Below are 22,914 nucleotides of genomic sequence, written 5' to 3' on the forward strand. Positions count from 1 at the left end.
TCCTCATCACGTCAAAATTTTCTTAGGTTTCATTTTTAAAATTGTAGGACTAGTTAGGCCTAAGCTCATCAGCAGAATCCCACCTTCGCAGATCAAACAAGCAATGATTTCTCTTCCTGTTAACTCAACCTGGAATTGATCTAAAATCTTTTCCGGATCGATTTCACTAAAATATTTTTCCGCTTCTGAATAGGAAAGATCTTCATCCGCATCAAGAAATTCAGTTTGTTTTTGGATAACGGTCAGTGTTAAGAGCTGATCATTCAAGGGTTTAACAATCCATAAAGCACACATTCCCGCAATCGTCGTTCCTATCAACATTTCGATCATCATCTCGATAAAAAATTGCATAATAATTTTATGTCGCGGAACACCAACAGACAAGTAAATGCCAATCTCATTACTCCGGTTCTGAATTTGCAGCGCTGATAAAAACAGAATCAGAAGAATTCCATTGGCTACAACCACCGCTAAAATAATAAGCGCAAAGTACTGAATAACATTCAATGGCTTCCCATATTTTTCATAAAGGGCATTGTTGCTTTCTAATGTATAAATCCCATCACTGATCCTACTGTATTCTTGAATAAAGGGCTCCAAAAGTTCAGGACTATCCAACATCAGAATAATTTCTGAACTGTATTGATCTTCTTCCTCCCAATGAATAGGCTCAGACTTTTCCCGTTCGCTTAGAATCATTTCCATTCTATTCATATAAGCCGCACTGATTTCAGCTAAGGTTGTCCCGGGTACTATAATCGTATTTTCCTGGAGCTCTTGATCGTAAATGACTTGCCGAGTTTCACTAAACTGGGGATTCTTACTGATGCAATGGCGATAAAATCCAATCACCTTCCATGAATAATGAAATTCAGAATCTTCAACATCAACGGAATTCGCAAAACTTTGCGTAATGATCGTATCCCCGATTTTTATCCCATTGACTTCCGCTAATTTTTCATCAATCACACAAACATAGTCATGGTATTTTAATTCTTCCTCATTGTAAAACCGACCTTCAGTTAATTCATAGGATCCATTGTGAAATTCAATGCAATCCGATGCTTTATTTCCAAATAACGAAACATTCATTTCATAATTGAGAGATGTCGAACCGCGGTCGTCTTCCATTACGGTATAGCTGTTAAAATTAACGCTTTTCTGCTTCATTTCTACGCACTGATTCCACGTCACAATGCGTTCATCCTGTATCATCTGTTCTAATTTTTCTGAAAGCTGCAGATTATTATTTCGGATATCTAAATAATTATCTGCATCCAATGCAGATCTTACGACCACAATGGGATTCATTTCTGATTTTGCCCGTGTGATTGCATTTTCACTTGCATATAAAACACTAATGCCGACGAGAATTAAAAAACTGATCACAAAAAAGATCAAGCTCATGAATAAAGTACGGCTTTTAAGTCGTTCTATAGATCTCAATGCTCTGTGAAAAAAATTCATAAATTGCTCCTTGATGTACTATAACAATTGAGAAGATCTGCTTTCTTCAATATTAGAAAAGATGAGCGTTACACTCTTCCTTATCTGCCTCAATCACAATTCAGATGAGCAAACCGCATACAAGCAGAACGTATTGCACATAAGCAAGACTCCCGTTATGGTTTAATTCAAACGATACGAAGCCATCAATTTTATACTTTTTCTAAAACCACTCAACTTATAAGAGTCACCTACAGAATAAGTTTCATTTAAATCATGCATATAATTCATCGAAAGGCAGAAGCAGAGATGCAGTAATAAAACATTCAAAGGATTTGAAACGATGAATCATTTCAAAATTAATCATATTATCTTTTATAATTTGTCCAGCTTCCATCCGATGAAGGGTTGATACAGAACTGATTGGTCCATGGCTTGGATCTTTAATACATTCTTTTTGTGATAATCCCTGATTTTCGCGTTCTATTTTAATTAAAAGTCCCAGTGTTCGCTTATCGCTATCGTGGATCGGAGTAAATTTTGCTGATTTCATCATTAAATCCCTCCTAGTAAACTTATTCTATCATAAATTATAAAGAAGCATTCAGCATCTTTAGCCTTTACCAAAAACACGGTATCGTCCCTGCCCGGGTTCCACTTCAATCGTCCCTCGATGCGCTTCGACAATTTCCCGGGCAATGGCTAAGCCCAGACCGCTGCCTTGGGAAGGTTTTACGTATAAAAAGCATCAAACAGATGCATCAGTATTTTCGCCTGGATTCCTTATAAACCTATTGAAAAATGAAATTCACGTTTTTCTGTTCATTCTCAGAGAGTAACAATTTTACTGCAAATCCAAATTAATTAAACAACAAGAAATAATCTTAGAATAAGCAGGAAAAGAAATGAAACGCCAATATTTATCCACAGAGATAGATTTTGATTTTTCTGCCTTATTGACAATCGCAGCAAGACTTCATTCAGAACGCCTACATAGAAAAGCCCAAGTCCATAAATCACAAGAAGAAAACTGAGAATTGAAATCGGCAAAGAAATCCCTAACGCCAGAACATTGCTGACTGAATAAGTAAGCAAATGAGCTTCATAATAGTTCAATTTAACAATAACTGTGGATAAAAACAGAAAACTGTACAAACCTCCGCTGACCAAAAACAAAATCCTGCGTTTCTGCCGGTCTACCTTGTGTTTCTTCCGTTCATAGATTCGAATCAATTTATCCATTTGCAGCTCATTATCTTTTCCGACTGCCGCTGCAACCCAAAAACTGATCGCAAGAAACAGCATTCCCGCTTTAATACTTATTTCATCTTTTGCCTTAAAAATCTCGATCAGTGGTGTCTCATAAACATATTCCGTTTTTTCCAAAGCTTTCAACTGTTCAACTTGTTGTTCTGCTTTGCGAAAACCTTCCATGCTTTCCAGTTTGAGATTCAGAATATAAGCCTCTCGCTCCAACGTATCCCGATCTATTTCATCTGCTGCATATTGAGTATATAATTCCGAAATTTGGTTTTGAATTTCAGCATAATTTTGATTCTGCTGAGCAATCAATAAGGTCTGTCTGTCAGTTAACAAGCCCTGCAGCTGAAACGAAAACTGTTGATAGTAATATTCATTTTTATCAATATAAGGAGAATAGTGCAAGCATTGAAACACTTGCACCCCAGCAAGCAGCACTACGATAAAAAGATTTTTCCCATTCATCCAAAATTTTTTCATCTCATAATAAAATAAAGGTTGTGGACGGTACTGGCGGTTTCTTTTTAAATTGAAATTACTTTCTTTCGCTGTTTTGCGATGAAATGCTGAATATCCAAAAAAAGCACCGCCAATGATCATTCCCATCAGACAAATTAGAAGAATTAAAGTTTTGACCTCGATTGGGTAATTCCCTAAAGGAACACTGGTGAATGTTGTAAGATAAGAATTAAATTGCAGCAAAGCCGCAAGATTGATGTATTTTAACAGAATAAGAAAGGATTCATTCTTTATTCCAGAAAAGAGCCAAAACTCCAAACTAAATAGAATAATTAAGCAGAGATAAAAAGATGGTCCTTGATGAAATCGGATGGCAGCCACGCTGACTAAAACCATGAAAAATAAAACGATCAAGAATTTTAGAACAAAAAATTGAAATAGGAAGACGGATGTACTCATGGCATAAGGAACATATAGAAATCCAATGATCGTCTGAATCGGAAGTTTCAGATTTAGATTTCCTCCCAAGCATAAAAAACTGATTATGCCTGTCAGCATTTCTAAAAATAAAAACATGCCTCCGCCTAAAATGAGAAGACTTGCAAACTTGTGCCAAGCACTTTGATTTTTAAAACGAGGAATAGGCAAAAGTATAGGTTCAAGATGGTCTTCTCTTTCTTTAACAAACAGGAAATAGGCACAAAAAACAAGAAACAAAAGCACCATCGTCAAACTGACAGGTTCCTGTAAAATAAAACTTAATGAAAATGCAGGCTGGAATTGAAAATGTTGGCCTGCCAATTTTAGATAATATGCGGCCTTACGCTGACTGTTTCGGAACGCATAAGAATTGGGATCATGAAATAGAGTGGAATGCCGAAGCCGATCATCTTCACTCAGGATCTGTTCAACAAATTCTGGATATTTCTCTGCTTCATCAATTTGATCTTGATAGGTCTGCAAGCTTATTTCATCTCTAGCTTGGGCTAAACTTATCCATGATGTTCCATCTTCCTTTTGCAGAAGCAAGAAAGCCGTGGTTAAACAATGCATCACCAGAATCAAAATAACTGCTTTCTGAAAAGCAGAACTTGCCAGACATTTCTTTATTTCATAGCGAATTATGTCCATAATTGTTCATCCTCAAAATTATTCATGTATAAATCTTCCAATGTCGGAGAAACTGCTTCTTTTCCTGGCCACTTTTCTTTAGAGATTAACCTTACCGCATATCCCTTCGTTTTTTTCTGAATTCCAGTGACACAATATTCTTGCTTCAATTTTTCACAGGTCTCTTCATTACAGTCTATTTCATAAACATAATTAGAAAATGTCCGAGTCAATTCCTGCATCGTTCCCTTTTGAATGATTTGTCCCTTTTTGAGAAAAATAAACTGATCAGCAATCAATTCAACATCGCTGATTACATGGGTTGCGTAAATAATAATCTTCTCTTTAGAGAGCTGCGCCAGAATTTTTCTTACCTGAACACGCTGCATTGGATCCAACCCCGCCGTCGGTTCATCTAAAACAATCACTTTCGGATCCTTTAAAAGCGTCGCTGCCAACAGGAGTCTTTGTTTCATCCCACCTGAATATTCTCTTATTCGCTTCTGTCGATCCTGCCATAAAGATACCTGAGTTAAACCTTTTTCAATCTCTGATTTTATCTGATTCCGCGGGATTTCTTTTAACGACGCAAAATATCCCATGAAATCATAGCCTGTAAAATCTTCATACAAACGCTGATTCTGCGGCATGTAGCCAAGACAATGATTAAAGAGAACTCGGCATTCATCAATAGGCTGATCATTATATAAAATCTCTCCGGCGGTTTTCTCAATATTTCCAGCTAAGATATTCATCAATGTTGATTTTCCTGCACCATTTGGCCCAAGCAGTCCGTAAATTCCTTCGTCAAGAGACAGATTGACATGATCTAAAGCAAGTTTAGCGTTATATTGCTTCGTTAAATCTTTCATTTCTAGTTTCATGATTTTCACCAATCCAAACCGATAATAGGTTTAGCGAGTTCAAATTCCTGATTAAAATAAGCTTCTTTATCCAGATAGTACCAATAGGAATCTACCTCTTCCCCCTGAATTAACTTTTTTCCGATAAAATACTGATCATTGCTGTCAGCGATCGAAAATTGCTGACCTTCTTTATTAAAATCAGGAAAATTCTGTTCCTTTTCAACATCAAAAAAACCGTACATTATTTTTTCTGGTCTTTGTTTCATGTCTACCGTCATATTGAAATAAAAAACTTTTCCCTGATCATAGTATCTAAGTTCAATCGGTTCTGAATTCTCTAAAAGCAGACGTTTGCTCTGTTGTTGATAATTAAGTTCTATCAGAGAATAATTTTGATCTAAGTAATATAAGCAGTGTTTTTCAAGATCAATATTCTTTTCAGAGGCTATTCTGATCTTCTCAGCCTCCTCCAAAACAAGTGTTTCTTTCGTTTCAATATTGTAGCAGCTTAAAACTTCTTTTGGATTTTCATCACTCTTCGAGTCTTGTACAGTTTTATAGAAAACTTTTTCATGATCTACTGCGATAAGTTTTCGATGCTGAGGATCCTGAATTAAAACAGGCTCATAAATCAGATTTAATGAATTATCCTTTAAATCAAAATAAGCCAGTTGACCTTCTTCAACAAATGATCCATTTTTTTGAAATTGCGTACCAATAATTTCAAAATAGATTTTTTGATCATGATAAATAAATGAATAGTTATCCGGCATAATTTCATTGTATTTTTTATTTTTATACTGATAAAGTTCTTTTACGTTATTGCCATCAGGATCCATCCGCATCAAGGACAGATAGTTCTCATCATGGTAAACGTAATAAATGAAATCATTATAATAGGCGATTCCTGCTACATAAGCCGGATACATGTGTGGATCTTTTTTCATATTTTTGTCAGGAATACTGATCACTTTTCCTGTTGCAAAATCAAAATAGGCCATTCCCGTTTCTTCATTGCCAAATTGAAAAATCCCCACATTATTAACATTACGAAAGGTCACTAAATAGTAATCTTCTTCAGATAATGCCGTAATTGCGGACTTTCCAGTGGATGAACAGCCAGCGACAAGCAGACAAATGAGAAAGAGTATTAATCCTTTTTTCATAGCTGTTTTCATGGTTCAGTTCCCCCTTCAATCGTTTCTGATTTTCGTCAAGTTAATTAAATCATCTGCGCAAACTTATTTTATTCTTTATTCAAATACCGTTGAAGCTGAGCGTTTAGATCATTTCTGATCTCTTCAATTCGAGTGCCTTTCATGACCTCTTTATACAAGTCCATATCAACGAACTGCGGAGCGTTGTAAGCGGTAAAGTATTCATTATGTTTGACAACTAGATCTTGCATTTCGTCAAAGTAATCGCTGAAATCAAACGTAAAACCAAAAGCACAGGATTTATTTAATGATTCATAAAAAGCTTGGTGATTTTCTTTCGTTAAATCCTGAGGCAGCGAAGAATTTTTCACAATATAGGGATTACCGGTGCCAAAAAACATTTTTTCGCCTGGTTTTACTCCATCAGGAAAAAAGACACGACTTAATTCAGGATCACTGTACAACAAGCCAAAGAAATTCATAACTTCATCTTTTCTGTCACACCAGGAAGGAATTGCTAATCCCCAATAGGGAATAACATTCAAGAATTCAAAATTTTCTTCTACTGTAATTCGACTATTTTCCTGGCTTCCCACGACATAGTCATACCAAATCACTGCATTAGTATCTTCAAAGGATGGATCAAACACATAATAGCCATTCTGATATAACGATTGAAAAGTGTTTAATGAATCCATCCATTCTTCACATTCATAAATAATTTTAACGGTTTGCGTTTTTTCATCAATAATATAGGGGCTGACTTGTAATGAATTCCCACATACTGGCGTCAAATATGGAAAGTTATACATCATTATAAATGGATTATAAAATAAAAGTTGATCTTGTTTTGTATCACCGATTTCCTGTAATCGTTCTTGATATTGAGAAAGACTATAATTGTCTTTTATGGAACTTTCTTGTTGAAAAAAGGAATGATCCAAAGCCATATAAGCAACACGATCAAAGCAACTTTGCTTTGTTTCTATCAAATCAAACAGTGAACCCGGAATAAAATATGATTTTCCTTCAATTTTTTGCGATTCAAATACGATTTCCGGATACGCATTATAAACAATTTTCCCAGCCTCTGTATTCACAAAATAAGCGTCTAAATCAGTAAGCAGACCTTCATCTACTAAATATGTTCTTGAGAAATCCATATTCCCTAATTGATTTACATTTATAATATCAATATTTTGATGATCATCCCTGGCTTTTTTTAAATATTCCAATAAACGAGTAGACATCGAGGTATAAGACAAATTCTCCGATTCTAAATCATACGGAATAACATCAACTAAGCTAACAAAATTGATTTGATAACCAGAATTACTTTTCAGCAGATAATCATTGATCTCTTCATTTCGCTCTTTTATTGAATAATCTCCAATCATATAATACCAATTCAGTGTGATTACAGATTGATGGATATTCTGGGGAATATTACTGACACAGCCGGTATTGATCAGAAACAAAACTAGAAGTCCAATAATTGTTTTTCTTTTTAACATCATTGTCCCCCCCTCCTTCTTCAATCGTTTATGAATTTTATGGACACTAATTCATGGTAAGGATACCTCTTTTCGCACATTAGAGACTATTTTCCTGACAGATAAATTTGTAATTGATTATTGAGATCATCCCTGATTTCTTCAATTCTCGTCTCTTTCATGACCTCTTTGTAAAGTTCCATATCAATTAGTTCCGGTGCATTATACGATGTAAAATATTCATTATGTTTTACGACAAGATCCTGCATTTCTTCAAAATAATGACTAAAATCAAATGTAAGACCAAAAGCACAGGATTTATTTGACGCTTCGTAAAACTTCTGGTGATTTTCTTTGGTTAAATCTTGAGGCAGTGTGGAATTCTCTACAATATATGGATTTCCATAACCAAAATACATTTTTTCTTCAGGTTTTAATCCTTCGGGAAAGAATAACCGACTCAATTCAGGATCGCTGTATAATAACCCAAAGAAATCCATCACTTTTTCCTTTTTGTCACACCAGGAAGGAATCGCCAATCCCCAATAGGGAATTACATTAACATAATTGTAATTCGGTTCAATCTCAACATATTTTTTCTCTTGATCATGATCATAATAGTCATAATGAATAATTTCATCGGTATCTTTATGATCTATATCATATACATAATAATCATCTTGATATAATGATTGAAATGTAACTAATGAATTCAACCAATCCTCGCATTCATAAATAATCTTAACTGTTTGTGTATTCTCATCGATGACAAATGGGCTAACACGCAGTGAACTTCCACAAACAGGCGTTAAGTGAGGATAATTATTCATGATTCTAAATGAATTATAAAACAACAATTGATTCTCATTATGATCCCCTATCGCACGTAAGAAATCATTATATTGTGAGAGATCATATCCCAATGGCTCATTAAATTGATACTGTTTTAATGCATCTTCCTTTATTGCCATATAAGAAACACCTTCTAGACAGCTTTTTTTGAATTCAATTAAATCAAACAAATAACCCGGAATAGAATAAGAACTGCCATAAATTTTTTGTGATTCAAATACAATTTCAGGGTATGCATCATATACAATTTTACCGGCTTCTGTATTTTCAAAATAGGAATCCAAATTTGTTAACAAATTTTCATCGACTAAATAGGTTCTTGAAAAATCCATAGTCCCTATTTGATTTACATTCACAATGTCAATTACTTCTTGATTATCTCTTGCATTCTTTAAATAATCTAAGATTCTTGTTGACATAGAAGCATACACAACATTCTCGTTTTTTGGATCATATGGAATTGTATTAATCATGCTGACGAAATTAATTTGATAGCCTGAATTCGATTCTTTTAAATAGTCATTTATTGCTTTCGCTTTTTCTTCTTTAAAATAATCTCCTCCTATCATATAATAGAAATTTAGGGTGATAATTTCTTTTTTCTTCATACAACCAGCATTAAGCAGAGTAATGCTAATAATTAATAAAAGCAATTTTTTCATTTTCTTTCTCCCTTCTTTTATTACAATATAATTATACCAATAGAAACTACAAAAATTTCATCATCAAATTTATATAGACATCTAATTTAAAAGAATAAATCGGAAGAAAATTACATTAGAAATATGCAATATAAATTAAAGATATTATACCATATATTTAAAGCTGTTAAAATGATGATTATATACTTCAGCTTTATAAAGTATAGTTTTATGGAGCTAATGTATAAAACATCTACAAAACAATAAACATTATTTCTTTCAGCTAGTTAAAGCAAAATATAATAAGACTCGGAAATGCAATCTGAGTAAAGCATTCTCTAATGTAATATTTCGTTTAATAAATCTGTCTTCTTTTTAACTAATAAGTGAGTCTCATAATTTAAGCGTTTATAAAAAATAATCTTACTTAGATAGTAGATTACAAATATAATTGTGCTGATATGATGCAGCTAACGTTAACTTCAGCTTAAATTTTCATAAGACAGACGCCGTTACAAAGTAACGGCGTCATAAAATTTAAATGTAGGTTCCAACAGATTTTTCTTCGCCATAGCCACGAATTTCATGATTTCCTGTTACATTAATCGGCGTCCCAGACCCCTCTGTTCGTACTTTATCCACAGATGTTTTATTCCAATTGCTATTTGCTGAATGGTATGCGCCATCAGCAAAATATCCTTCTACATGGGTTTTACTTTCCAAAACAGTACCCTTCGATGTTGTGGCAGTCGCATGACCATCTCCTCTACTTAAAGAACAAGTAGCTGTATAGCCGTTAATGGTCATCTGAGCATAGGTATAAGATCTTGTAGCTGCACTGACTGAAGTTATTGTACATAATGCTAAAAGTGCTGTTGTCAGAACTAATCTCTTTTTCATACTTACCTCTTTCTAGGCCTTTAGCCACTTATCTAAAATATTGTCCGGATCAATATTTAGAGTTACTATTAATTGATGATTATGATATCATTTAGGATTCATAACTCATTACAGTAAACTGCAAACCTTCGTCGTGCTTATAAATTCACAATCAGGCACATGACATGCCTTTACTTCAGTGGTCTCATTAGTGATAATATCTACCGAAAGTATAATGCCTAATAAAACTATAATTATAAATTTTTTCATTATATCCCCCTCTTTCATTTATAGTTTATCACCAAATTAACTTTCACAGCATTAATGATAGCAATGAGTTTTTTTTTACCATTTTTTAGCATTTTAAAATTTATCATTCAAAATTGTGCATGAAATAATAATATGCGCTATAATAATTATTAGGACTTTCTTTCAGAATTTTGTTCCACTGCAATTTGAATACTTTTATTTTGGTTTGATTTTTCTCTCTTTTTAAATTTTCGAGTATTTCACTATTAAGATATTGAATCAATTCCGCTGTATTCCAGTTTTGTTGATATTTAAATAGAAAGTAACGAAGAAAAACGTTAGAATCATTAACTGATATTCTATTTATTATTACTTCTTTCGGATTTTCGTTTATCATCTCACAGGCTGAAAAATAATATATTCCTGAAGCTTCTAGTCTATGAGGATTTTCTAAGAATATTTCCTCTAGAATTCTTTTAGCATTAGAAAAATCATTAATGTCTGCATAGTAAATCATTGCAATCGCGTATTTTACATTACTTATTATATTAGGACTGAGTTGTTTATAATTTTGCTCAATAAAAGTCTCAACTTCCTTCACTTTATCGTTTAATTGAGGCTGTTGAAAAAAAGATAAAAATGAACATCTCGAAGATAGTGCCTTGCACCATTGATTCAATAACAATTTATCTTTGCATTCATTAATTATTGATGAATTTAACTTTAAAAATTCTTCTAATTTGTAATTGTATTTTAGAATAAATTGAAAATCAATACGCATTAATAAATAATCTGAGTGTTGAATCAACAACTTCTCGTAATAATTCATTTCATCTAGATTTTGAAGAAAATTATTTGCATATGAGAAGCATAAATGAATCAATAAAATTCTTAAAGATTCATGCATTATATTAAGCAAATTCTTATAAAATTTATATTCTTCTTCAGTCAGCCTTTTATTAAATAAACTAGCATTAATGATATCTATATAACATTGCTTAAGCTGTCTGTAATAAAAAGATGACGTTTGAAATAAATCATTAATATAAGCTAAAATTCTCTCGGCTTCAATAAGATTTAAAGTTTCAAAATAGTGCATGCATTGTTCATTTAGAGCAGGAAGCGCTTGGTCAATTCCCGGATTTTCTTCAAAAGAATACCCTAATTGATGGATCAATTCATGATAAATCGTATCGTCCTTTATAATCTGACCACTTTCCAAACGATGCAGAGTAGCCGTAGAACAAATTTGGGCTTTCGCTTTGTTCATGATCAATTTTTTTTGCGTAAGACCTAGGCGCTCACGTTCAAGCTTGATCATCTGTCCAAGTATTTGTTTATTCGTATTATTAATTGAGGTAAACTTTATGGCATTCATATCATACACCCCTACTGATATTTTATCACAAATCACTATCTCTCATTTAATATTTTCAGCCGTACCAAAAACACAGTACCTTCTCTGCCAGTGGATTCCACTTCAATCGTTCCTCGATGCGCTTCGACAATTTCCCGGGCAATGGCTAAGCCTAAACCGCTGCCTTGGGAAGGATTTCCCGTATAAAAGGCATCAAACAGATGCGGGAGTTCTTCTTGTCGGATTCCCTCACCAGTATCGCAAACCCGAATTTCTACCTGATCCTGATTGATTATGCATTCCAGTCCAATTGTTCCCTGTTCAGGAGTATGAGCGATCGCATTGCGCAGCAAATTATCAAAGACCCGCTGCAGCCGCAGGTCGTCCGCCCATACCCAAATCGGTTGCTCCGGTACAATCAGGTTCATCTGGATTTGCTTTTGCTGAGCACTGATTTGATGCGCCTCAGCCAAATGGGTTAAAAGTTCATTCAAACATACCTCATCAAAAACAAAAGCCAGTTCATGGTTTTCCAATTTAACGCTGAGAAATAAATCGTCGCTCAAGCCTTCCAGCATCTCTAACCGCTGCCGCATCGTCGTAAGATTTCTTCTCTGCGCGTCATCTTTGGCTTCCATCTGCTGCATGCAGCCTTTTAGCACAAAAATCGGTGATCGTACATCATGCAGTACCTGCATGATCATCTGCTGTTTTTGAGCCTGTTCCCGTTGCAGCTGCTGCGTCCGTTCTTCCACCAGATGATCCAGATTGGCATTCAGCTGTTCCAGCTCTCGATTCAACGACTCGGATTCAACAAACTTCGCTGCAAATTTACGATTGATGACCAAGGCTGCCATCATCATAAAGAAGAGAAAACCGAACTGCGGAAGCATGTAGACAATCATCAACTCCCCTGCCTGCATCGCCCCACGCTGATAGATCAAATAGTAGAACACCAAAATACTTTCCCATAGCGCGTAACCACAAAGTAAGGGAAAGGTTCCTGGAAGTTTTCGCTGATCGGAGCGCAGAAACAAAACCAAAATTGGAATCACTGCTAAGATACGAATTAACATTTCTATTCCCTGAGGTATCAGATACTGCAAAATCATCAAAATTCCCGTGATCAATGCGATCTTCCGCGGTGTCAGCCAACGCTGTAATCCAGAAGGAATTGCCGGTTTCAGTAACATCATGATGATTAATAGCTGGCACAATGTTGTCAGCAAAAAGATCGCCGGCATGATTACTGAACAAAAATTATAGCTGAGCGGAAACAGCGGAAAGGCAGACAGCACCAATACCCGCAGCAGGGAAACACAGGAAGCCGCCGCTAGCAACAGCAGGTAGCTTTCTTCTTTTTTCTTTTGGAACAATGTCAATGAGGATAATAACAGCAGTATATAAAAACCGGCATAAAACATCGTGATCCCAAAGGCTATATGCGAAGCAGAACGCGCTGCCTGCTCCCCAGCCAATAACATCCCTGGTGGGGAATAAGGCTGAACTGTGGATACTGCATCATTTTTCTGCAGTTTGCTGGGGGCTAAAGAAACAGTTATTGTTCCTGTACTTTCCGGCAGCTCAACAAACTGAATCCGCTGATAAGAATCCTGACTAAAGGATTGATAAATACGCTGATCGTTAACCCAGACCTGAACGGGGCCGGCATTATCCAGAATCAAGGTCAGCGGCATACTTTCTGCAGGAGCCTGCAGAGTGATCAAGCATCGCTGCTGATCCGTGCTCATCTCACTGATCAGCCGCATCGGTTTCGTTTTAATGGACATCGGAATTTCATCCTGATTCATTAAGGCTGCCGTACTGTGATTGATCCGCAGAAAAAGTCCCAGCGGAAGCAGCAGTAAGGTGAAAAATAACAGAAGTACCCTAAATCGTTTGAACATCCGGCATCGCTCCTTTATAATAAATTCAGGTGATCATTATGGATCGTATATTGCTCGTTGAGGACGATAAAGAAATCGCCCGTATCATCCGTTATTATCTCAGTCAGGATAATCTGTACGAAGTCGTCAGTGCCGCCAGTGCTGAAGAAGCCTTGTTTTTAGCACGGGATGCTTTCGATATCATTCTGCTGGATGTCGGTCTTCCAGATCAGAGCGGGATTGATCTGTGCGCTCAGCTGCGGCAATGGCATGACTGCCCGATCCTGTTCATCAGCTGTCTGGATGACAATAACACTATTATATCAGCTTTGCAGCAGGGCGGGGATGATTACATCGTTAAGCCATTTGACAATGCGATTCTGCAGGCTCGGATTCAAGCCAACCTGCGCCGCTGGCGAAATGATCGGCAGCAGAAGAAAACGGTCAATGAACTGCATTGCTCATCCTTTACGCTTAATGCTCAAACCCATATTTTGACCAAGACGGATGGAACGCAGTATTCATTAGTCCCAATGGAATTCAAGATCCTGGCCTTTTTGATGCAGCATGCCGGACATTGTTACAAGGCCAGCGAACTCTATAATCACATCTGGGGAAAATCGAGTTACGGCGATCATCGGACGGTAGTTGTCCATATTCACAATCTGCGCAAAAAGATTGAGAAAGATCCTGCAGATCCTCAGCTTTTGCAAAGCGTGTGGGGAAAGGGATATTGTTTTACGGAGGATAATTCATAGGGACTTTGGCGGGTAAACGCATTTCTCAGTCCGATGGCACAGAAAACAGAAAGAAAGTGAGGAATCAATCCGATGGATAAGTCAGAAAAACTTCAGCAGTGGATGGAAGCAGCCATTGAGGATCCGCTGTTATTTCAACGACGGAAAAGAGTGTATACCCATTTGTTAGGTACCGCTCATTTCGCTGCATTGTTAGCGATGAAACGAGGTGTTGACAGTGAAATGGCAGAGCTGGCGGGTCTGCTTCATGATATCTCTGACTATCTCACGGGAGATCATAACGATCATGCGCGCAAAGGTGCTGTTCTTGCTTTGCGGATTCTGAATGAATTAGAGCTGGGCAGCAATGATCAGCAGGAACAAATTGCCCTGGCCATTCAGCATCACAGTGATAAGGAACAAATCGGGACACCGCTGGATGAGGTATTGAAAGATGCCGACGTGCTGGATCATGTCTTCAATTATAAAATGGTGATTCGGCGAGAAATTCCGCGCCTGCATGCATTGGAAAATGAATTGGGATTGACCTTTCCATTCTGGCAGCAGCTGCAGGAAGGTGAATGATTGCTCTAAGAAGGCGTTTCTTTAAAAACGGCATTGGTTTTCACCTACATTCAACTTTATTTATAAAAAAGTCTGTTTTTTAATCGGTTCCGATTGGGATGCCGGTTAAAATTACAGACATTTTTTTGACTTTCTTCTCAGCTTTGCAAGGAGATCATTCAAGGAGTCTGAAAATAGCTCATACCGATCCAATATTCCTGACTGCAGTTCAATCACGCTCATTTGTAATTTTCGATTATCCCGTTCTTCCTGCTTCATAGAATAAATTCACTGTAAAAAGATCACACCCAGACAAACTGGATATGATCTTTTTGATGTTATACCTATCTATGCTGCAGAGCAATTCAATAAGGATGAAATGGAGGACGAAGTAAGATCGGTGAAGATACGTTCAAGATGTTTTTGAACAGCAGCGCCATCCTTTCGCTCCAGCGCTTTTTCCAACGAATCCTCACGATAAGCAATCCAGGTAAACCAGAATGCCGAAGTCAGCGAATAAAGAATATCCGCAGCATGCCGCTCACTTTCAGACAGCGGACGAAGGGCACAATAAGCTCGTACAAAACTTTCAAAGCAAGCCTCTGCCGACGCGTGATCCTGAGCACTGTACTGTCTGCAGATCAACAGACCTTCTGTTATCATATCCGAGACCAGCACCGCTTCACCGGCAATGTTATAATCAAAAATAATCAGATCTCCATCAGCTGTGCAGACGAGATTTCCTAATGACAGATCCCCCTGACAGCCAAAATGCGGCAGGCTATCCCAAAGTAAATCCAGATTGGCCTCTCTGCGTATTCTTTGACGCCGTATTTTTTGAACGATCTCTTTCCAGGAATCAAGCCGGCCTTCCTGAACCCACATTTCAAAGCAGGGCAAGGCTGTCACTTCATTATGACCCATCACATCAAAGATTGTCGTTTCCGGCAAATGCAGCTGCAGAGCCTCTGCCGCATTGTGCATTTCGGCCATCAGTTGACCTGCCTTTTTGGCCAAATCCACGCTGATTTGGGAAAAGGATGAGCCCACATCTTCCTCCAGTGTAATGCAGCAGCCCTCATCCTCAAGACAAAAGCCTTGTTTTGTTTTAGCCTGACGAACAGTGCGAATGCCACTTTTCCGCAGGGCTTCGCAAAACTGACAGCGCTGTTCCACCTGCATCGCGGTTACGCCTTTTTCCTGTATAACTTTCAAGATGCCTGTTTTTCCTTCAGTCCAGAATAACCGCAGAATTCGCTTCCGACGCCACGACGATAAATGATCCTCATCGACTTTTAAAAGCATTTCTGTTTTCATTGGCAAATCCAGAATGGAAAAGGCTCTCAGCCATACCGCAAGCTTTTCCCCGAGAATTTGATCCAGCTTATTCTCTGACGGCTTCACAAACAGTTCTCCAGTTCCTCTGCGGATGTCGTCCTTCCTCCGCAATTTCATAAAACGGAATGCCCAAAGATTGAGCCAGTATGCGATCCCCGGCTGAATCGCCGATCAATATCGCCTGCGTTAAATCCATTTCCGGATATTTTTCCAAGGCTTGCTCAATCATGCCAGGTTTTGGCTTACAGCAGCCACATCCAGCATCCCGGCGATGCGGACAATAGAAGATATCCAACAGCTGAATACCATTCTCAGCTAAACGATGAATCAAAGAATCGGTGAAATTCTGATATTCTTCAAGGGTGATATACCCTTCCCCGATGACATATTGATTGGTGATCAGGATCAAGGCATAGCCTTGCTTCTGCAGAAACCGCAGACCTTCAACTGCCCCAGGGATCATCTCTGGTACTGTCTTTCCTGACCACTGTGAATCCGGATAATCCCGATTGATCGTCCCATCCCGATCCAAAAACGCTGTTTTCATCCCATTCTTCCTCTTTCGTTTCAATTTTCGCTTTCGCTTTTCCAATCCCCTTGGTTCGTTTTGAGTCCTATTTTAAATCTACATGTGAAGAACTCCTCAACCCATTTCTTTCCAATCAATCACAACACAATGCCAATCTTCTTTTTCATACATCAGGCCATGATAGGCCTCCATGATCTGATCCGGTTTTATCACATGACTGATCAATTTTTCAGCATCAAAAACATCATTTAATATTAATCTTTCGACAGTTTCGAAGTCCCGCAGCACATTCCGCCGCAGACCATCCGTAACCGGGAATGGATTAAGCTCATTGAACGCCCCTTTGACATTCAACATTTTCATGTGAATCGCATTGAGCACCGGCGTTATATCGCATGAATAGGAAGCCCGCGGAGATCCTAACAAAATGACTTGGCCATGTTTCGCTGTACCTAAGATCGCGTTGACAATGGCAGGTGAAATTCCGCTGGCATCCACACTGATATCACTACCGCGGCCTTGGGTTAATTGTTTTACTTTTTCCACCTGTTCCTGTGATGAACAGCTGAATACTTTTTCCAGTCCTAAAGCCCGCGCTTCCTCACACCTTGAAGCAACCGGATCCAAAGCCAAAACACGGAGGCCGGACTGCTTCAGCAGCAATGCGGTTAAGATGCCAATCGTTCCCAAGCCATAAACCGCGGCCGTGTCCGTCAGCTTGCCATCGCAAGCGGTGATGACATTCATAGCAATCAATCCTAAAGGAATTAAACAGGCCTGCTTATCGCTTAACCGATCATCGATCTTCATGATTTTATCTCCCTGCGTAGTTCCCACATGGGAGAAGCGATTGATCGACGCATGCGGACCGGAATAGAAGACGCGGTCCCCGACATTCAGATGGGTTAAACCCTGTCCCTTTGCTAAAATGGTGCCAATCGCAGAATATCCAGGATAGACTGGATAACTGAAGCCTTGCTTGATTGCATAAACCCGTGATAATTCTGTTCCGGCGCTGATTAAGGACATGGATGTTTCGATGATTGCTTCGTTGGCTTTCAATTCCGCGGCATCAAACTGGAATTCCTCACACTGACACTCTGCCTGAGCCTTACCGGTAAGGATGATTGATTTTCTCTGCATTAAAACTCCCTCCATTCTTTCACTTTCTAGAATTATTATACCATAGCCACCTGGGAAACTGGCACAGAATGTCGATGACTGCTTTTTGGTTATGAATTATCCAGAAACCCGATCATTATAGAAAACAAAAAACAAATAAAAATGACTTCTTCCCCTTCTGTCCAAGCTCATTTTCTGATTCACTCGCTGTCATTTTCCGGAAAACAGCATTGTAGGAAAGCAGGCTGTCTTTTTGTTTAACTCCTTCCCTAAACAAGAAAAGCACAGGACTGCCAGCCTCTTTTAAAGAAGCTTAGTAATCCTGCGTCTTTTTATTGGTGCACTTGGTTTTGGCTTCAACTTATATCAGAAGATCCATCTCAAGATGTTTTAAGATCTGATTGTATTTTCAATCTGTTATTTCAGCAAGCCTTGATCAACCAGGAACTGACGAGCAACATCATCCAGTTTCTTTTCTTCAATATCTACCTGATAACTCAGATCCGTCATCGATTCGTTGGTAAAGATATTGTCCAGCAGATGCAAAGTCGCTTCCAGATCCGGTGCGATGTCCTTTACACGCTCAAACAAATCATCCTGGACCACAATAACACCATTGTATTCCGGGAAGAAATGCTGATCATCTTCCAAAATCTGCAGCTGAACCTTTTTATTTCGGCCGTCTGTAGCATAAGCAACTGTGACATCAGCATTGCCGCTTTCCATGGTCGAGTATTTTAAGCTCAGATCCACAGGACGCGTGCTCTTAAAGTTTAATCCGTAGAAAGCGGTAAATGGTTCAAATTTCATGGTCCCTTCATCGCCGAAGAATTCATGTTCAGCACTGAATACCAGCTCCGGCGCAACAGCCGCCAGATCCGTTACCGTTTTTAAGTTGTATTGCGCCTGGATTTCTTTCGGTACAGCGACTGCATACGTATTATCCAAGCCCAGCTTATTGATCATCACCAAGCCATCCTGTTCTTCAAACAGCTGATTAGTATAATCAAATAATGTCATTCCGGCCGGTACTTCGGATGGATCACGGTGCAGCAGTGTCGTCAGAACAGTACCATCATAGCTCATATACACATCATAAACATCCTTCTTCAATTCATTGTAAGCATTGACTGCCGTCATTTCTTCTCCGATGCTCACGGTTAAATCCGTACGGTCTTCAACCAGCATCTTAATCATACGATGAACCAGCTTTTGTTCTGTCACCCGGCCATCTACAATCTTGATCACATTTTCTTTTTTAGAGCTGCAGCCTGGAATCAGCAGCAGGCAGAGTGTCAGAAGCAGTGTTAATCCTTTTTTCATTTTCGTCCCTTCCTTCTATTTTCTATCTTGTTCTTGCATAAAGCCGTTTTTCAATAAATCCCATCAGCGTGTCAAAGAAAACTGCCATGACCATCAAGGATCCGGTTCCAAACAGGATTAATTTCATATTCATATTGGCCATACCACGATAAATTACCGTTCCCAAACCCCCGCCGCCGACGAATGTACCAAAGACTGCGGCACTGATCTGATTGATCACAGCGATGCGGATCCCGGTAAAAATAACTGGAAAGGCAATCGGCAGTTCAACATGAATGAGCTGATACATCTTGCTCATCCCCATCCCTTTGGCCGCTTCCTTGACCGCTGGATCAATCCCGGACAAACCGGTATAAGTATTGCGGACAACCGGAAGCAGGGAATAGAGGAACAATCCTACAATAACCGTAAGCTTATTGCCGCCCAAGAAAATCATAATGATTCCCAGCAAAGCCAGCGATGGGATGGTCTGCAGCACATCTGTGACCTTAAAGATGAAGACTTTAAACGTCTTATTGAAGTAGGCAAAGATTCCAAATGGCAGACCGATCAGCAGGGTCAGGCAGATCGCAGCCACCACGACGCTGAGATGTTCAAGAATAACATTTACACTCATCCGCGCTTCCCTCCTAACCCTCTTGGTGTCAGCATTTTCTGAATCCAGTCCACCAACGCTCCCAATGTGAGCGCCAGTATTGCTGCAGGAATGGCTCCGGTCAGAATCAGCTGATTGTTATTGGTGCCTACACCACGGTAAATAAAATCGCCAAGGCCGCCCAGTCCGATCATTGCTGCCAAGACCGCCCAACTGACTGTATATATTGTGGATAACCGAAGACCCACGAAAATATTCGGCATCGCCAGCGGCAATTCAATTTTAATCAGAATCTGCAGGGGCGACATACCACATCCGCGAGCCGCCTCTTTTATCTTTTCATCCACATTCAGAAGGCCGACATACGTATTTTTCAGGATCGGAAAAACCGCGTAGATTGTCAACGCAATCAAGACCGTGGCAGGAACCATTCCGACATAAAGAAACAGGATGCCGACAAAGACAATACCGGGAATCGTTTGGAAAACGGACAAAACTGGCAGAATATAACCAGAAATCTTTGGCACTCGGCTTAATAATACGCCAAGTATTACGGCGATCACAAACCCCAGAATTACCGGAACCAGTACATAATAGAGATGTGTGATAATGGCTTGAATCAAATCCGCGCCATATCGATTTGCCCATTCCATCATCCCTGATCACCCCAAACTACACTTGCCAAAGCTTTTGACATGCTGGTTTTGGTGATAATGCCTTTCACCACATTCTCATCATCAACCACTAAGACGTAAGGCAGATTAGTTTTGGTCAGCCAGTCGAAAGCTTTGCGGGCTTCATCTTTTAGATGAACAGTTGGATAATCAGTACGCATGACTTTTCCTACTGATTCACCAGCTACGCCTTCACTTTTCAGCATATCAATCGTGACCACGCCTTTAAAGTGATGGGCTTCATCAGTAACAACCAGCGAATCGACTTCACGATGACTCATCATTTCAATACATTCCAAAGTCTTACGATTTTCCGTCGTCATATAGACTCGCTTTTTCATCAGGCTTTCACAGGTCATGTCTTCACCTTGACTGCGGTATGCTGCGCTGTGTTTGCCCATAAAGTTCCGAACAATTTCATTCGCTGGATGCCGAAGCATTTCTTCTGGAGCTGCATCTTGCTGAATTACACCTTTATCCATAAAGATGATTCGATCACCCATCTTGATTGCTTCATCCATATCGTGAGTGACAAATATAATTGTAATTCCCAGACTTTTTTGAAGCGCTTTCACTTCATCCTGCAGCGTATCGCGAGTGATTGGATCTAAGGCGCCAAAGGGTTCATCCATCAGGATCACCGGAGGTTTTGCAGCTAAAGCACGAAGAACCCCGACTCGCTGCTGTTGTCCGCCACTGAGTTCGTTAGGATATTTTTTAGCGTTCTCTTCATAAGGCATGTGTACAAGTTCAAGCAGCTCATGCGTCCGCTGATTCATTTCTTCTTTAGACCATTTTAACAATTTCGGTACGACACAAATATTCTCTTCTACTGTCATATTCGGAAACAAACCAATCTGTTGGATAACATAACCAATATTTCGCCGCAGTTTTTCACCATTTAGCTCATGAATACTTTTCCCATTAATCAGGATATCTCCCGAATCCGCTTCAATTAAACGATTAATCATTTTGAGTGTCGTTGTCTTTCCACAGCCTGATGGGCCGATTAAAACAACAAATTCTCCATCATTGACAGTTAGATTTAAATTATTAATGACCGGTACGCCATTATATTGTTTTACAATATTCTTTATTTCAATCATTTTTATCCCTCCTCAGTTTAATGCCATCATGTGACAACTCTATAATAACACAAAGTTGTCACTTCTTCAATTCTCATTGAAATCCCTTTCATTCAATTTTCACAATTATTTCAGGAAAAGAAAGAAAAAAATCGTTCGAAAATGAACGATTAATTAGCGTTTTGTGTTAAAAAATTGATCTACACGAATGATACAGTCTTCCTGACCAATAAAGTAAATAATATCTCCAACATGCAGCCGTGCATATGGACCAGGAGATAAAACTAATTCCTCTTTATGTCGAATTGCGATAACTGTCGCTAAGGTATTGTGCCAGAAATTAATTTCGGACAGATTTTTTCCAATGTGATTCATATTCTCAGATAATTCGATTTGATAGGGAATGAAGGGATTCAAGGCCTTAAATCGCGTAACTGTATCCAGCAAACTTTCGAGCTGATTTTTTATTTCGTTGTTTCTTAAATTTTGTTCATTTAGTGATTCAATCAGCCCTTCTTTCATTGCCGATATCGTATACTCTTCATCAAATTGTCTGACATACATTACGGCATTTTCTGGAGATTGAATCACAACGCCTATCCCTTGTATGGATTCAACAATTTTCATATCACAAAGTACACAGATGGCACGCCGGGCGGTTTCGCTTGATACATGATATTGTGAAGCTAACGAAGAACGTGCAAAAATTTTATCCCCAATTTTATATTCACCACCCGCAATTTTTGCAGCAATATCCGCTGCAATTTGTTGATAACGTGGTGCATTTTTTGCTTGCATTGGGATCACTCCTTTGTTCTTAGTATATCACAGTTTTTTCCTCAATTAAGTTTTCTGTTTACAAATAAGAAACATATCTTCCCTATGATTCTAAGGTTATCCAAAATATAGCAGTTATCCCAATCCACGCACCACTTGCGTGATGCAACACTGCTGAGAACGTTGTTTCTGGCGGTGAGAAACGCATTTCAATCCACGCACCACTTGCGTGATGCAACGGAATTCTGGAGGACTTTACAGATGGCGTACTCCACGATTTCAATCCACGCACCACTTGCGTGATGCGACGTGATTCGGAATTAAAATTATTTGCACTTAAAGTAATTTCAATCCACGCACCGCGTGAGCGACGCGACTACGATAATGTCGTAACTCTGAGCGGATGCTGCATTTCAATCCACGCACAGCGTGAGCGATGCGACAGTTAATAAGAAACTAAACAGTACTCATATGATTCTTATCGCATCTCTATCATAGCTAAGCATCGATATACT

The 22,914-nt window shown here is 38.6% G+C and carries 20 protein-coding genes and 1 pseudogene; 2 read left to right on the forward strand and 19 right to left on the reverse strand.

Translation table 11 applies throughout. The features are described 5' to 3' along the window. Positions 1 to 6: 6 nt before the first annotated feature. The 11 genes and pseudogenes from MCG46_RS14085 to MCG46_RS14130 all read right to left on the reverse strand — a co-directional run bounded on the left by MCG46_RS14085 (position 7) and on the right by MCG46_RS14130 (position 13,676). Positions 7 to 1,467 carry an ABC transporter permease gene (locus MCG46_RS14085; protein WP_240280535.1) on the reverse strand — a complete coding sequence of 487 codons (1,461 nt, stop codon included), beginning with the start codon at positions 1,465 to 1,467 and terminating at the stop codon, positions 7 to 9. A gap of 253 nt (positions 1,468 to 1,720) precedes the next feature. After that, positions 1,721 to 2,002, reverse strand: a complete 282-nt coding sequence (locus MCG46_RS14090) for a hypothetical protein (RefSeq protein WP_240280536.1) — start codon at positions 2,000 to 2,002, stop codon at positions 1,721 to 1,723. A 57-nt stretch (positions 2,003 to 2,059) separates the two neighbouring features. Beyond that, positions 2,060 to 2,161 (reverse strand): annotated as a pseudogene (locus MCG46_RS19650) (hypothetical protein); the annotation flags it as partial. Between the two features lie 149 nt (positions 2,162 to 2,310). Then, positions 2,311 to 4,296 carry a hypothetical protein gene (locus MCG46_RS14095; RefSeq protein WP_240280537.1) on the reverse strand — a complete coding sequence of 662 codons (1,986 nt, stop codon included), beginning with the start codon at positions 4,294 to 4,296 and terminating at the stop codon, positions 2,311 to 2,313. After that, positions 4,287 to 5,159, reverse strand: coding sequence for an ABC transporter ATP-binding protein (locus tag MCG46_RS14100; protein ID WP_240280538.1), 873 nt, complete (start codon positions 5,157 to 5,159; stop codon positions 4,287 to 4,289). Before MCG46_RS14100 ends, MCG46_RS14095 begins: the two co-directional genes overlap by 10 nt. A gap of 5 nt (positions 5,160 to 5,164) precedes the next feature. After that, positions 5,165 to 6,319 (reverse strand): hypothetical protein, encoded by a 1,155-nt coding sequence (locus MCG46_RS14105; protein ID WP_240280539.1) that lies wholly within the window; start codon positions 6,317 to 6,319, stop codon positions 5,165 to 5,167. A gap of 68 nt (positions 6,320 to 6,387) precedes the next feature. After that, positions 6,388 to 7,815, reverse strand: coding sequence for an ABC transporter substrate-binding protein (locus tag MCG46_RS14110; RefSeq protein WP_240280540.1), 1,428 nt, complete (start codon positions 7,813 to 7,815; stop codon positions 6,388 to 6,390). Positions 7,816 to 7,898: 83 nt separating this feature from the next. Beyond that, complete coding sequence (locus tag MCG46_RS14115) at positions 7,899 to 9,305, reverse strand: hypothetical protein (RefSeq protein WP_240280541.1); 1,407 nt, start codon at positions 9,303 to 9,305, stop codon at positions 7,899 to 7,901. Between the two features lie 516 nt (positions 9,306 to 9,821). Continuing rightward, a complete protein-coding gene (locus tag MCG46_RS14120; RefSeq protein WP_240280542.1) occupies positions 9,822 to 10,184 on the reverse strand; it encodes a hypothetical protein in 363 nt (120 codons plus the stop codon). Positions 10,185 to 10,536: 352 nt separating this feature from the next. Next, positions 10,537 to 11,790 (reverse strand): helix-turn-helix domain-containing protein, encoded by a 1,254-nt coding sequence (locus tag MCG46_RS14125; RefSeq protein ID WP_240280543.1) that lies wholly within the window; start codon positions 11,788 to 11,790, stop codon positions 10,537 to 10,539. A gap of 35 nt (positions 11,791 to 11,825) precedes the next feature. Then, positions 11,826 to 13,676 carry a sensor histidine kinase gene (locus MCG46_RS14130; protein WP_240280544.1) on the reverse strand — a complete coding sequence of 617 codons (1,851 nt, stop codon included), beginning with the start codon at positions 13,674 to 13,676 and terminating at the stop codon, positions 11,826 to 11,828. Between the two features lie 38 nt (positions 13,677 to 13,714). Between MCG46_RS14130 and MCG46_RS14135 the strand changes: the two genes are divergently transcribed. Both MCG46_RS14135 and MCG46_RS14140 read left to right on the forward strand, forming a co-directional pair. Then, positions 13,715 to 14,413, forward strand: coding sequence for a response regulator transcription factor (locus MCG46_RS14135; RefSeq protein ID WP_240280545.1), 699 nt, complete (start codon positions 13,715 to 13,717; stop codon positions 14,411 to 14,413). A 72-nt stretch (positions 14,414 to 14,485) separates the two neighbouring features. Next, positions 14,486 to 14,977, forward strand: coding sequence for an HD domain-containing protein (locus MCG46_RS14140; RefSeq protein WP_240280546.1), 492 nt, complete (start codon positions 14,486 to 14,488; stop codon positions 14,975 to 14,977). A 327-nt stretch (positions 14,978 to 15,304) separates the two neighbouring features. Here MCG46_RS14140 and MCG46_RS14145 read toward each other — a convergent pair whose 3' ends face one another. The 8 genes from MCG46_RS14145 to MCG46_RS14180 all read right to left on the reverse strand — a co-directional run bounded on the left by MCG46_RS14145 (position 15,305) and on the right by MCG46_RS14180 (position 22,420). Beyond that, positions 15,305 to 16,360 (reverse strand): hypothetical protein, encoded by a 1,056-nt coding sequence (locus MCG46_RS14145; protein ID WP_240280547.1) that lies wholly within the window; start codon positions 16,358 to 16,360, stop codon positions 15,305 to 15,307. Next, positions 16,341 to 16,841, reverse strand: a complete 501-nt coding sequence (locus MCG46_RS14150; protein ID WP_240280548.1) for a D-glycero-alpha-D-manno-heptose-1,7-bisphosphate 7-phosphatase — start codon at positions 16,839 to 16,841, stop codon at positions 16,341 to 16,343. The genes MCG46_RS14145 and MCG46_RS14150 overlap by 20 nt, the downstream gene beginning before the upstream one ends. Positions 16,842 to 16,937: 96 nt before the next feature. Next, the gene (locus tag MCG46_RS14155; protein WP_240280549.1) at positions 16,938 to 17,966 is read right to left on the reverse strand and encodes a zinc-dependent alcohol dehydrogenase; all 1,029 of its coding nucleotides are present in this window, start codon (positions 17,964 to 17,966) and stop codon (positions 16,938 to 16,940) included. Positions 17,967 to 18,362: 396 nt separating this feature from the next. Beyond that, on the reverse strand, positions 18,363 to 19,268 hold the full coding sequence (locus MCG46_RS14160) for a glycine betaine ABC transporter substrate-binding protein (RefSeq protein ID WP_240280550.1): 906 nt from the start codon (positions 19,266 to 19,268) through the stop codon (positions 18,363 to 18,365). A gap of 22 nt (positions 19,269 to 19,290) precedes the next feature. Next, positions 19,291 to 19,884, reverse strand: coding sequence for an ABC transporter permease (locus tag MCG46_RS14165; protein WP_040451188.1), 594 nt, complete (start codon positions 19,882 to 19,884; stop codon positions 19,291 to 19,293). Then, positions 19,881 to 20,519 (reverse strand): ABC transporter permease, encoded by a 639-nt coding sequence (locus tag MCG46_RS14170; protein WP_020224343.1) that lies wholly within the window; start codon positions 20,517 to 20,519, stop codon positions 19,881 to 19,883. The genes MCG46_RS14165 and MCG46_RS14170 overlap by 4 nt, the downstream gene beginning before the upstream one ends. After that, positions 20,516 to 21,643, reverse strand: coding sequence for an ABC transporter ATP-binding protein (locus tag MCG46_RS14175; protein ID WP_020224344.1), 1,128 nt, complete (start codon positions 21,641 to 21,643; stop codon positions 20,516 to 20,518). Before MCG46_RS14175 ends, MCG46_RS14170 begins: the two co-directional genes overlap by 4 nt. A 153-nt stretch (positions 21,644 to 21,796) precedes the next feature. Next, positions 21,797 to 22,420: a GntR family transcriptional regulator gene (locus MCG46_RS14180; RefSeq protein WP_020224345.1), complete on the reverse strand. Its 624-nt coding sequence runs from the start codon at positions 22,418 to 22,420 to the stop codon at positions 21,797 to 21,799. Positions 22,421 to 22,914 lie beyond the last annotated feature (494 nt).

Source organism: Holdemania massiliensis (genome assembly GCF_022440805.1).
Classification (GTDB): Bacteria; Bacillota_I; Bacilli_A; order Erysipelotrichales; family Erysipelotrichaceae; genus Holdemania; species Holdemania massiliensis_A.